This window comes from uncultured Tateyamaria sp., from assembly GCF_947496075.1.
Taxonomy (GTDB): Bacteria; Pseudomonadota; Alphaproteobacteria; order Rhodobacterales; family Rhodobacteraceae; genus Tateyamaria.
On record NZ_CANMBJ010000003.1, the window covers coordinates 1 to 13,333 of the forward strand.

The window sequence follows — 13,333 nt, forward strand, 5'->3', positions numbered from 1 at the left end:
GCGCGCAAAGGAGGTAGGGAAACAACGTCGACAGGGTCGCCAGCAGGACAATGAACTCGAACTGCTCGGCAAGATTTTCGCTGAAACTCATCAGGATCAGACCGCTGGCCAGCACGTTCGAGACAACCAGACCAAAGGCCGGCGTGCCGGTGGTGCTAAGACGGGCAAAGGCTTTGGGGAATACGCCATCCTGCGCCGCACCCAACGGAACCTGCCCGGTCAGCAGGGTAAATCCGTTCAACGTGCCAAAGGTCGACACGCACGCGCCCAAAGCAATGAACATCGCTCCACCCGCACCCCAGATCGCCCCGGCCACCAAGGCAAGCGGCGCGTTCGACCCCACCAATTCGGCGGATGGGATGACGCCCAGGGCCACGACGGTGACACCGATATAAACAAGGGCAGTGAGGGCCGTGCCGACGATAGTTGCCAACGGAATGGTTCGTTCGGGGTCCGCCACATCACCCGCAGGCACGGTCGCGGATTCAAGCCCCAGAAACGCCCACAGCGTTAGGGCTGCACAGGCCGAAATGGCCGACAGCGCGCCAACCTCACTGGTGTTCACCGGCGTGAAGTTGCCCGGATCAATGTACGCCACGCCCAGCACAATCAGCGCCAGAAGCGGAAACAGCTTCATGCCCGTGGTCAGGATCTGGACAATGCCCGCCTCCCGCACGCCCCGGATGTTCAGCCATGTCAGCAGCCAGATCGCCCCAAGCGCCGCTGCCACGCTGGCAAGCGGGCTCGCCCCGATGTCCGGCAACAGAAAGCCAAGATAGCCAGCAAAGGCCACGGCAATGGCGGCATTGCCGGACCACAGCGCGATCCAGTACCCCCACGCCACGAGGAACCCGGCAAAGTCACCAAACCCATCCCGTGCGTAAGCGTATGGTCCACCCGTGCGCGGCGCGATCCGCGCCAACCGCCCAAAGATCAGCGCCAGCACCAGCGCCCCCACCGCCGTGACCAGCCACCCCGCCAGTGAAATGGAACCATACGCTGCCAACGCAGACGGCAACAGAAAGATACCCGACCCGATCATGTTGCCCACGACTAGCGCCGTGCAGGCAACCAGACCCAGACCAGCCCCCCTCCCCGCCCCTTGGGCAGCGATATGCGGCGCTTCGGTCACAGGTTCAGCCCATGGTCGCGATGCTAAGACCTACCATGATGATCGCACTCAGCAGGATCAGCAGTGGCACCATGAACCGAATCCAGCGGTCATAGGGCACCCGCCCCAGCGCAAGCCCGCCCATCACCACGGCAGAGGTCGGGGTGATCAGGTTCACCAGCCCGCTCGCCGATTGGTAGGCCGTCACGACCAGTGACCGTTCGACGCCCGAAAAATCGCCAAGCGGTGCCATGATCGGCATGGTCAACACCGCCAACCCTGACGACGACGGCACCAGAAAGGACAGGCCTGCCTGCAAGCCGAACATGGTGTTGATGAACGCAACCTCGCCCAGCCCCTCCACGGCCCCTTCGGCCCAGAACAGGACGGTGTCGGTCATGTTGCCCGCATCCATGACCACAACGATGCCGCGCGCGATCCCGATGATCAGCGCCACGCCCAACAGGTCGCGGGCGCCATCGACAAAGGTGGTGACAAACGTCTCCTCCCCCATCCAGTCGATCACACCAATGATCAACGCAGCGACCAGAAACAGCGCCGACATCTCGGCCATCCACCAGCCACCCGCGGACACACCCCAGATCATCACACCAAAACTTGCGGCAAAAACGACCAGGATGATCTTGTGACGGCCCGTGAACTCAATCTCGTCACCGATCGAGGCTTTCAGGAAATGCGCTTTGTTTGTTTCTTCTAGATCAGCAACGACAGATCGCCCGGGCTCTGCACGCACCCGCGCGGCGTAACGCATGACGTACCCCACGCAGGCCAGCCAACAGGCCCCCAACAGCGCCAGCCGCAGATTGATGCCGTCGGTGAACGGCACACCCGCCGCGTCCGATGCAATAACGGTGGCAAAGGGGTTGATGGTGGACCCAAGCGTGCCGACACCGGCGCCCAACATGATGATGGCCACACCGGTCAGCGCATCGTATCCAGCAGCGATCATCACCGGGATGATCAGGGCATAAAAGGCCAGCGACTCCTCCGCCATGCCATAGATCGTGCCCCCGGCGGCAAACAGCGCCATCATGATCGGGATCATCCACTTCTCGCGGCCCTTCAGGCGGCGCATGGCGGTCCCAATCCCGGCATCAATGGCACCAGTCTTGGTCACAACAGCCAGGAACCCGCCAATCACAAGAACAAACAGCGACACGTCAATCGCCTGCGCCTCATAGCTGCCGGGGTCATAAAACCCGGCGATGGGCGCAAGAAACACATCAATGATCCCCTGCGGGTTCGGCTCCACGGTCTCATAGGTTCCCGGCACCGGCACATCCCGCCCCAGCGCCTCATTGGCGACACGCTCATACTCACCGGCAGGCACAAACCACGTTGCAATCGCAACAAGGGCAATCAGGGCAAAAAGGATGGTGTAGGCAGTCGGAAACTTCAGCTTCATGGCGCGATGACTTCCCCGGAGTTATGGCAGACCTTCAAAGACGGATTGGAACGCTGACCCCAGCCTAGGCAGCCAAAACAGGGCCGCGTTGATATGCGTCAACGGTGTTTCCTATTGTGCGATGGACGGCGAAAAACCGCGGGCGGCGCGACAGGACACCGCCCACAATCCCGCGTTTTCAGCGCGTTAGAACTTCCACAACGCACCCAAAACGATGGTCGAGTTGTCTTGGAAATCACCCGTACTGTCTGAATAATCGTATTCCTGGTAGGTCAGGTACAGATCGGTGTTCAGCCTTTTGACCTCCTGCACCACACCGATCCCCCAGACATCCGAATCCGACCCATCGACGTTGAAATCGGAACCATCCCAGTAGTGCAGCCCGATGCCGGTCTTACCCATGGGCAACCAATCGGCCTCGTAACTCACCTTGGCATAGTAGTATCGCGGGTCGCTGGCCCCGCTGGCATCGTCATCGCGGTCACCAATGGCCGCGGTAAAGCCCAGCCCGCTTTGCAGCAGAACCGACGCAGACGCCACAATGTCAGAACGATCACTGTCGGTCCCGTTGCGCTCCTGGTACGCCAGACCGGCCGACATCTCTGCACCACCGCCAATCGATGCATTATAGAAAACGGCCACGTCGTAATATTCGTTCTCATCCTCCTGATCGAGGATGTTCTCCCCCGCTGCCGCACTGAACGAGAAGCCCGAGAAATCGGGTGAATCGTAGCGGATGCGCCCACGGCGCGACCCATCGAAGTTGTCCGTCGTATCCCCGATGGCCGGGCCACTCAGCACGTCAAACCCATCCCGGAACAGAAAGCTCGGGTTGGCATCGGCGGTAAAGGAATACAGCGCAGTGCCCACATAGGACAGGTCATTCTCGGCGACACCATCGGCCGCCATGCTGCCCTGACCCAGCGAAACCTGGCCCCAGGCACCCTCCAGCGAAAAGTCGAAATGGCGGATGTCATCGCGGGTAAAGCGGCTGTAATCCGATCCGCTTTGGCTCACCTCGGATGAGTTCGGCAGCCCAAGACCCGTCTCCAGCCGGAATTGGAACGTGTTGTTTCCGAAGGGCGTTGAATACCGCAGGCCAATCCGGCTGTTCGACAGATCATTGTCCAGCAGGTTGGTTTCGCTGTCCCGCCCATCATCGACCGAGATGATGGCGGGGTTCAGTTGACCATAAAAGGTCAAGGTCGCACCGGACCCCAAGTTGTATTCCAAATCTGCCAAAACAGGCGTCGCCAACGCGGTCAACCCGGCGGCGGTTGGGATAAGTGCCGTTTTCATTTGAACCCTCGTGTTTGTCCGCTGCGCGACCCGTTTTCACCCCGCGCACGCGGGCCAAAACAAAAGCATTGCCCGCAGGGCAACACTCCCAACATGTGAAGGAGACGCACAAAAAATCATTCTTTTCCAATGATATAGAGACTATACATGGAAGAAATGGCATCTTCGGACAGATGCTTGATAATTCCGGCCAAATACATACCTGCCGGATATGAGAAAGCTGTCCAACATGCGCACTGCGACAGGCATCCGGGCGGTGTGCGACGTTGCGCAGGACATGGGCATTGATCCGGCAGAGGTGTTGAAAAACACCGGATTGCAGCGCCAGGATCTCACCGGCACAGACAGCCAGGTCACTTGGCTGCAAGAGGTTCAGACGATCAGGAACATCGTTCGCCTCGCCCCGCACGACATCGGACTGGGTGCCAGGGCGGGCCGCAAGCTGCACCCCTTTGCCTACGGGGTCTACGGGTTTGCCCTGCTTACCGCGCCCACTTTACGGGTCTCGGCCCAACTCTCTCTCGACTACATGCAACTCTCAACCGGCCTGACCACCTACACGGTGGAAGACGGTGGTGATCGGGTGCTTATCAAACTGGACATGACAGAACTGCCTCCTGAGGCCCACACCTTCGCGATCGAGGCCCAGTCGGTCATCAGTTTGGACTTCATTCGCGAAATGTTGGACGCGCCCAATTTCAACGACATGGTTGTGGAAACGCCCTATACCGATGCGCGTTATGTTCAGGATATCGCCAGCGCAATCGGCGTGACGGTCAAAGGGGCAAGTCCCGGCTTTGCCCTGTCCTTTTCCTCCGCATTGTTTGACCAACCTTTGCCAAAATCGGATCCGGCCACGTTCCAGTACTGTGTCGACCAGTGCCAGATCCTGTTGGAACAGCAGAACGCGCAACCGGACCTCTGGTCGCAAAAGGTCAGACACACGATCCTCGACAACATCGAAGACGACCTGAACATCCAGACGGTCGCCGGGATGCTTGCCACAACGGAACGCACTTTGCGTCGGCGGTTGTCCGAGGAAAAGACCAGCTTCCGCGAGCTGTACCTCGACGCAAGACTGTCGCGGGCCCATCACCTCCTTGAGATCTCCGGTCTGCATGTGGACACGGTGTCGTGGCGTGTCGGCTATGCGGAACCCGCCAGTTTCACACGGGCCTTCACCAAAAGGTTCGGCAGGTCGCCCGGTCAGGTGCGGCCCCAAAAAACACCTGTTGGATCAAACTAAGCGCGCCTTTTGGCGACGCGCTCAAACGCGACTTGTGCCAAAATCCACCGCTACCGCAACATCTTGAAAATATCGGTACATCGGGAACACAAAACTCGGTATAACGGGAACACGCGAGATTCGGTACATCGGGAACGGACGTGTCAGACAAACAAGTAGACCTCTTCTTGGACCAACTCGCCGATGCGCCCGTCAAAGACGAGCGTGCGCTGATGGAATTTCCCTTCTTCTCCCTGCAAAAGCGCCCGCGCATGACGCCCTTCGTTTTCGACGATGGCACGGTCAAGATCGAGATCCAGCCGGGCCACAAGGGGATCGCCACGATCTGGGACAAGGACATCCTTATCTACCTGACATCATTGGTAAATGAACGGATCGAAAACGGCCGCTTCGACGCGGACACGTCCAACACAATCCAAGACCGCACAATCACCTTCTCCGCCTATGATTTCCTCAAGGTCACAGGCCGCAGCTCCGGAAAACGCGCCTACGAGCTTTTCCTCGACGCGCTCGACCGGCTCCGCTCCACCAACATCCTGACCAACATCACCGCAGGCGACGAACGCGAACGCCGCGGTTTCGGCTGGATCGAAGACTGGCGCGTGATCGAACGCACGAACCGCCGTGGGCAAAAAGTCATGGGCGCCGTCGAAGTCACGATGAACCGCTGGATGTTCAACGCCATCGTCAAGGATCGCCGCGTTCTGACCATCAACCGCGATTACTTCCGCCTGTCCAAAGGGTTGGAGCGCCGCCTCTACGAACTGGCCCGCAAGCACGTGGGCCGCCAGCCCGAATGGTACATCGGCATCAAACGCCTGGCCGAGAAATGCGGCTCCATCGACACCGAGCGGAAATTCAAGTTCCGCATCAACGAGATTTGTGAGGCCGGCACCATCCCCGACTACCATGTCGAGATCGTGGACCCCTCCTCCGTCTCCACCCCGTTCAAGACCAAGGGAAAACAGGCGCTTGTGCGATTCCAGCCGAAATTCGACGATCTGACTGTTCCCGATGTACCGAATGCGCTGAACCTCGACGTCGCCCACTCCGTCCTGACCGAAGTCAAACACGCAAACCCGGAATATGACATCCAATATATCCTCAACGCATGGCGCGAATGGGCGGAAAAAAAGGACGAACCGGTCAAAAACGCCAATGCAGCGTTCCGTGCCTTTGCAAAAAAGTACATCGAAGCCAACCCGATCTGGTGACTCGGTACATCGGGAACATTCTATCGGTACATCAGGAACACACGACTCGGTACATTAGGAACGCTAGTTCGGTATATCGGGAACACATGTTCGGTACATCAGGAACGCTAACAATCCTCAAGGACCTGAATTCCCTGAGTCTTTCCAATGCCCTAACATCGTAACAAACTTAACCAGATTTCTAACAGAAATAACCAAACACCCAGCAAGCAGGCACCGTCAGCCTCTGCCATAAACGTCTTTTTTGCTTAGAAATAGCGGCCCTGAAGCAAACTCAGGTGTTCCTGATGTACCGATAGCGCCCTGATGCACCCTAATGGGTTACCTCAAGGCCCGACATTCACAGGAAAACGATAAATTCTTGTGCACCTCCCACCCCGCCTGAACGTCAAACAGGCATACAAACCCACCGGCACATTCCCGCTTACGGGTTGGACAGTCGCATGCTTGTGATGTGGGTCAGCCATTCTTACCTGCGAGCAGGATCGACAACCGCAGGTGTGCAAGATGAAAGACTTCAACAACCAACCATCCGAACCCTCCACAGACCACACCTTTCGCAAACTCATCGCAACAATGACGCGCGGCACCTCCCCCGTTTCAACGATCAACATGTGGAACGACTGGGCGCTGCATCTCGCGACATCACCGGACAAGCGACTGACCCTCGCCAACAAGGCGCGAGACAATTGGACAAACTGGCTCAGCTTCATTGCCAATGGATGCCCAGCAGAACCAGAGAACTGGCCTGCCCAGCCCAAGAAAGGCGACCGCCGGTTCACCGACCCCGGCTGGACCAAACCGCCTTTCGCCGCTTGGGCGCAGGCGTTCCTGCTGACCGAAAACTTCTTTGATGCGGCCACATCGAACGTCCCGGGATTGAACCCGGCAAATGACGCAAAAATGACCTTCATGATGCGCCAGATGCTGGACGCCATGTCACCCAGCAACTTTCTGGCCACCAACCCCGAAGCCATCGCACGCACCGTTGAAACAGGCGGGCAAAACCTCATTGACGGCGCAGCGCACGCCTTTGCCGACATGCAAAAAGGGCTGAAAGGTGATCGCAAACGACCCACGAAAGTGGTTGGACGCGACGTTGCCGTGACCAAAGGCAAAGTCGTCTATCGCAACCGCCTGATGGAGCTGATCCAATACGCCCCGCGCACCGACACGGTACATCAGGAACCGGTTCTGATCGTGCCCGCCTGGATCATGAAATACTACATCCTCGACCTCAGCCCGGACAACTCGATGATCCGCTACCTGACCGAACAGGGGTTCACCGTATTCGCAATCTCATGGCGCAATCCGGGCGCCGAAGACGCAAACCTCGGCATGCTCGATTACCTCCATCAGGGGCCCATGGCAGCGCTTGATTACATCACAGACGCAACTGGCGCCCAACAGGTACACGGAACCGGCTATTGCCTTGGCGGCACGCTTCTCTCAGTCGCTGCGGCCAGCATGGCCCGGGACAAGGACACGCGGCTAGCCAGCCTCACCCTGCTCGCCGCACAAACGGATTTCAGCGAGGCCGGTGAACTGATGCTGTTCATCAACGAAAGCAAGGTGTCCTTCCTCGAGGATGTCATGGCCGAACAGGGCTACCTCGAAGCCGACCAGATGATGAGCGCCTTCCAGATGCTGCGATCAAACGATCTGATCTGGTCGCAGATGGTCCGCAAATACCTGCTGGGCGAAGGCGAACCGCCGATGAATGACCTCATGTCGTGGAACGCCGACAGCACCCGGATGCCTGCGCGGATGCACTCCGAATACCTGCGCCAGATGTTCCTGAACAACGACCTCGCTGCCGGACGGTACCACGTGGACGGACGTGCGGTTTCGCTGCGCGACATCCGTGTCCCGATCTTCGGTGTCGGCACGGAAACCGACCATATCGCTCCGTGGAAATCTGTCTTCAAGATCCACGATCTGGGCCATGCGGACGTCACCTTTGCCCTGACCAATGGCGGCCACAATGCCGGGGTCGTTTCCAAACCTGGCCACCCTCGCCGCCACTTCCGCCTCCACACCATCCGCGACGATGAAAACACCCTGAGCCCCGAGGATTGGTGCGACGTGGCCGAGCTGCACCAAGGCAGCTGGTGGCCCGCCTGGACGGCATGGTTGTCCGACCGGTCCGGCAAAATGGTCAAACCTCCAAAAATCAAGAATGCGTTGGCGGATGCGCCGGGAACCTATGTCAAAATGGAGTAAGATATGCTGCCCAACACCGACTTTCTGGCCGGTAAGAAGGGACTTGTTGTTGGTGTCGCCAACGAAGAGTCAATTGCTGCAGGCTGTGCCAGGGCCTTTCGCGCCTCACAAGCCGATCTGGCGCTGACATATCAGACCGAAAAATCCCGCAAATTCGTAGAACCCGTCGCACAAGCCGTCGATGCAGATATCTTCATGCCGCTGGACGTCACGGATGATGATCAGATGGATGCTGTGTTCGACGCCATTCAGACGCGCTGGGGCCGGCTCGATTTCCTTGTCCATTCGATTGCCTTCTGTCCCCGAGATGACCTGCACGGGCGGGTCGTCGACTGCTCAAAGGAAGGGTTCGGGCTGGCTATGGACATTTCGGTCCATTCTCTGATCCGGCTGGCCAAACGGGCAGAACCCCTGATGACCGATGGCGGCACGATCCTGACGGTGTCCTATCACGGTGCTGAAAAGGTCGTGGACAACTACAACATCATGGGCCCGGTCAAGGCCGCGCTCGAGGCAACCACCCGCTATCTTGCGGTTGAGTTGGGGACCAAGCGTATCCGCGTCAACGCCATGTCCCCCGGCCCGCTGCAAACCCGTGCGGCCTCTGGCATCGATCATTTCGACGCGCTGATTGACGATGCGAAAACACGCGCACCACTGAACCAACTGACCACCATCGAAGAGGTTGGCGCGATGGCTGCCTGCCTCGTCTCGGACTTTGCCCGCTCGGTCACCGGAAACACCGCCTATATCGACGGAGGCCACCATGTCGTCTGACATCACCCCCAGTATGGGCTACATCGAAAACCGTCCCTTCGATGAAATTGTTGTGGGCGACAGCGCCGATTTGGTCCGCACCCTCACCGCACAGGATATCGATGCCTTTGCCGTGGTGTCGGGCGATGTGAACCCCGCCCATGTGGATCAGGAATTCGCCCAGGAAGAAGCCTTTCACAAGGTCATTGCTCACGGCATGTGGGGCGGTGCTCTGATCTCGAACGTGTTGGGCACGCAATTGCCCGGACCGGGCACGATTTACCTTGATCAGACCCTGAAATTCCTCAAACCGGTTGGGATCGGCGACACCGTGACAGTGCGTGTCACAGTCACGGCAAAGGACCCCGAAAAAAAGCGCCTGACACTGGATTGCATCTGCACCAACGGCGATGGAAAACCCGTCATCACCGGGCAAGCCGTCGTCCTCGCACCCACCCACAAGATCAGGCGCCCGCGCGTTGTCATGCCGGACTTGGTCATGCATCGGCGCGGAGCGGGGCATGACCGTCTGCTGGAGGCCGCGGGCAAGCACCCTGCCCTACCCACGGCCGTCGTGCACCCCTGCGATGCGACCTCTCTGGACGCCGCTTTGCAAACCTTCGATCTGGGTCTGATCCTTCCTCTTCTCGTTGGCCCAGAGGCACGCATCCGGTCGGTGGCAGAGAAAGCAGAACTGGACATCAGCGCGCTCGAAATCATCGACACCCCGCACAGCCACGCCTCTGCCGAACGGGCCGTGGCGCTGGTTCGTGAGGGTCGTGCCCGCGCCCTGATGAAAGGCGCGCTGCACACGGATGAAATCATGTCCGCCGTCGTGTCCAAGGCCACCGGCCTGCGCAGCGAACGTCGGATGAGCCATGTCTATGTGATGGACGTGCCCACCTACCCCAAGCCGTTGCTGATCACCGATGCCGCGATCAACATCGCCCCCGACCTGCAGACCAAGGCAGACATCGTCCAGAACGCGATAGACCTGGCCCATGCCATTGGGATCGACGCGCCCAAAGTCGCCCTGCTCTCTGCCGTGGAAACCATCACCCCGCGGCTGCAATCGACGGTCGAGGCCGGTGCCCTGTGCAAGATGGCAGACCGGGGTCAGATCAAGGGCGGTGTGCTGGACGGCCCGCTGGCTTTTGACAACGCGATTTCGATGCGGGCAGTGGCGACCAAAGGCATCACCTCTGCCGTCGCAGGTCAGGCCGATATCCTCGTTGCTCCCGATCTTGAGGCGGGCAACATGATCGCCAAACAGCTCATGTATCTGGCGGGTGCCGAAGCCGCTGGCATCGTGCTGGGCGCGCAGGTTCCGATCATCCTGACCAGCCGCGCCGACGATCGCCGAACCCGTGTCGCCTCCGCCGCGATTGCATCGCTGTTCAGCGAGGCGATTGACCGATGAACACTGCCATTCTGACCCTCAATACCGGGTCGTCCTCGCTGAAATTCGGGTTGTACCGAGACGCCGCTGAACCCGAGATGCTGCTGACCGGACAGGTGGACGGGCTGGGCGCGGATGCCCGGCTGGTGCTGGAACGGGCAGGGGAGAAAACCACCCAAACCCTCAGCGCCCCGACGCACGCCGCCGCCCTTCGACACGTCATCGAGACGTTGAAGCCGTACATGGCGGGCCTTGTCATTTCTGGCATCGGACATCGCATCGTGCATGGGGGCCCACAGTTTGCCGAACCCATGGTTCTGACCCCGGATGTTCTGACTGCCCTGGCCGAGTTCTGTCCCCTCGCTCCGCTGCATCAACCCCACAATCTTGCCGGTGTTGAGGCGGCCCGGGCTGCCTTTCCAGACGCGGTGCAAGTTGGGTGTTTTGACACCGCCTTTCACCGCGGCCACCCGTGGGTCAACGACACTTTCGCGCTGCCCCGCAACTTTTATGACGAAGGGGTGCGGCGGTACGGGTTTCATGGGCTGAGCTATGATTACATCACCGGCGTCATTGCCCGGGACGAACCGGAGTTGCACAAGAAACGGATGGTGATTGCCCATCTTGGAAACGGGGCCTCCATGTGTGCTGTGCGCGGGGGGAAAAGCGTCGGCTCGACCATGGGGTTTTCTGCACTCGATGGCCTACCGATGGGCACCCGCTGCGGGCAGATCGATCCGGGCGTGGTGCTGTATCTGATCCAGCAGAGGGGCATTGCGCCAGACGATGTGATGAAGATGCTGTACCAGCAAAGTGGTCTGCTTGGGCTGTCGGCTGAGACGAGCGATATGCGTGATCTGCTGGCGTCAGACCGACCGGAAGCAGGGCAGGCGATTGACTATTACGTGTTCCGCGCCCGGCGCGAGATCGGGGCTTTGACAGCCGTGCTGGGTGGGATTGACGCCTTGGTGTTCTGTGGGGGGATCGGGGAGAATGCGGCCCTGATCCGGCAGCGCATGGTCGAGGGGTTGGAGTATCTCGGGATCTCCATCGATCCTATCCTTAACCAACAGAATGCGCGCGATATCAACAGCGGTGCAACGCGGGTCATGGTCATCCCGACGGATGAGGAACGGATCATCGCGCGGGCTGTCAATGTTGAGCTATCTGAGCGTGTGCGGCGCGCATCATGAGGGGGTAGGGGCGGTGGCAAGGCTACGCAGATAAGTTTTGACAGCCGTGCAAATCAGAAAAGACGATATATAACAAAGAGATAACGGAAAAGTACCACTTGGCAAGCCTTTGCCAATGCCGCCCTTTGTACGACTGCACGTTGAGAAAATCGTTGTGGATAAGTCCGTTCCGCGTTAAGCACAGTTTAACGGTAGAAATCGCGCAAAAAGCGATATTACACGAGGCGGCAGCATGGGAAATCCCCAATTAGAGCCTGTTATGGGCGATATGTCCTTTGATGAAATCATCCTTCGGCAAGGAGAGTTGATTTCTGACAGGCTGAACATCCTGCGTCAGGAACAGTACCCCCCGAACGCCCAGAAAGGCCTGCGGCAGTTTTCGCTGGCCGAGGTGGCCTATTTCTTGGGTGTCACGCAGTCCACGATCAAGAAGCTGCACCTTGAGGGCAAAGGCCCGGAACCCGAGACATCGCCGTCAGGGCGGCGGTCATATTCGGCTGAACAGATGCTGGAATTGCGTGCCTATCTGGATGCGCATGGCCGGCCCGGCAAGCGGCAGTACTTGCCGCACCGGGCCGAGGGTGAGGAATTGCACGTCATCTCGGTCGTGAACTTCAAGGGGGGCAGCGGCAAGACGACCACGGCCGCGCACCTCGCGCAGCACCTTGCGCTCAAGGGGCATCGGGTGCTGGCCATTGATCTTGACCCGCAGGCGTCGTTGACCGCCTTGCATGGGATTCAGCCTGAGTTAGACTCTGTTTCGTCGCTTTACGAGACGTTGCGCTATGACGATGAACGCCAGCCGATCAGCACGGTGATCCGGCCCACGAACTTCCCGAACCTTGATATCGTTCCGGCCAGCCTGGACCTGCAGGAATACGAGTACGACACGCCTGTCGCGCTTACCAGCCGCGACCCGTCCGAGGGGCGTGCGTTCTTTACCCGCATCTCGAAGGCGTTGGAGGAGGTTGAGGACCAGTATGACATCGTGGTCATCGACTGCCCGCCGCAGCTTGGCTATCTGACCCTGACGGCCCTCACAGCGTCGAGTTCCGTGCTGATCACGGTGCATCCCCAGATGCTGGACGTGATGTCGATGAGCCAGTTCCTGTTGATGCTGGGCGGCATCCTGCAAACCATCCGCGAGGCGGGGGCGGAGATGCGGCTGAAATGGTTCCGCTATCTGGTGACGCGGTTCGAGCCGACCGATGGACCGCAGAAACAGATGGTCGGTTTTCTTCAGGCCATGTTTCCGGAACAGATGCTGGAAGCGCAGATGGTAAAGTCCACTGCCATTTCCGATGCGGGCATCACCAAGCAGACGCTTTACGAGGTCGAACGGGCGCAGTTCGTGCGGTCCACCTATGACCGAGCGATGGGGTCGCTGAATGCGGTGAATGACGAGATTGCGGGCCTTGTGCACCAGGCCTGGGGCCGCGATGTGCCATGAGTTTTGACAGCCGTGC

Annotated in this window: 10 protein-coding genes; 7 read left to right on the forward strand and 3 right to left on the reverse strand. The window is 59.3% G+C overall.

Annotation, left to right across the window (positions count from 1 at the left end; translation table 11 throughout):
• From Q1A51_RS10960 to Q1A51_RS10970, 3 genes are all read right to left on the reverse strand, one after another.
• Window positions 1–1,132 (reverse strand): amino acid permease (locus Q1A51_RS10960; RefSeq protein WP_299671330.1); only part of this gene is annotated, 1,132 nt, incomplete at its 3' end.
• A gap of 4 nt (window positions 1,133–1,136) precedes the next feature.
• Entirely contained in the window at window positions 1,137–2,537 is a 1,401-nt protein-coding gene (locus Q1A51_RS10965) for a YfcC family protein (RefSeq protein ID WP_299605296.1), read from the reverse strand.
• 186 nt (window positions 2,538–2,723) lie between these two features.
• Window positions 2,724–3,836: a porin gene (locus Q1A51_RS10970; protein ID WP_299605292.1), complete on the reverse strand. Its 1,113-nt coding sequence runs from the start codon at window positions 3,834–3,836 to the stop codon at window positions 2,724–2,726.
• 211 nt (window positions 3,837–4,047) lie between these two features.
• Here Q1A51_RS10970 and Q1A51_RS10975 point away from each other — a divergent pair, with 211 nt between their 5' ends.
• The 7 genes from Q1A51_RS10975 (at window position 4,048) to repA (ending at window position 13,317) form a co-directional block, all read left to right on the forward strand.
• Entirely contained in the window at window positions 4,048–5,082 is a 1,035-nt protein-coding gene (locus Q1A51_RS10975; protein WP_299605290.1) for an AraC family transcriptional regulator, read from the forward strand.
• A gap of 140 nt (window positions 5,083–5,222) precedes the next feature.
• Window positions 5,223–6,296 carry a replication initiator protein A gene (locus Q1A51_RS10980; protein ID WP_299206043.1) on the forward strand — a complete coding sequence of 358 codons (1,074 nt, stop codon included), beginning with the start codon at window positions 5,223–5,225 and terminating at the stop codon, window positions 6,294–6,296.
• Between the two features lie 507 nt (window positions 6,297–6,803).
• On the forward strand, window positions 6,804–8,519 hold the full coding sequence (locus Q1A51_RS10985) for an alpha/beta fold hydrolase (protein WP_299605288.1): 1,716 nt from the start codon (window positions 6,804–6,806) through the stop codon (window positions 8,517–8,519).
• A gap of 3 nt (window positions 8,520–8,522) precedes the next feature.
• Window positions 8,523–9,296 carry an enoyl-ACP reductase FabI gene (fabI, locus tag Q1A51_RS10990; RefSeq protein ID WP_299605286.1) on the forward strand — a complete coding sequence of 258 codons (774 nt, stop codon included), beginning with the start codon at window positions 8,523–8,525 and terminating at the stop codon, window positions 9,294–9,296.
• Complete coding sequence (locus Q1A51_RS10995) at window positions 9,286–10,695, forward strand: bifunctional enoyl-CoA hydratase/phosphate acetyltransferase (RefSeq protein WP_299605284.1); 1,410 nt, start codon at window positions 9,286–9,288, stop codon at window positions 10,693–10,695. The genes fabI and Q1A51_RS10995 overlap by 11 nt, the downstream gene beginning before the upstream one ends.
• Window positions 10,692–11,867 (forward strand): acetate/propionate family kinase, encoded by a 1,176-nt coding sequence (locus tag Q1A51_RS11000; protein ID WP_299605282.1) that lies wholly within the window; start codon window positions 10,692–10,694, stop codon window positions 11,865–11,867. The genes Q1A51_RS10995 and Q1A51_RS11000 overlap by 4 nt, the downstream gene beginning before the upstream one ends.
• A gap of 268 nt (window positions 11,868–12,135) precedes the next feature.
• The gene (repA, locus tag Q1A51_RS11005) at window positions 12,136–13,317 is read left to right on the forward strand and encodes a plasmid partitioning protein RepA (protein WP_299605476.1); all 1,182 of its coding nucleotides are present in this window, start codon (window positions 12,136–12,138) and stop codon (window positions 13,315–13,317) included.
• Window positions 13,318–13,333 lie beyond the last annotated feature (16 nt).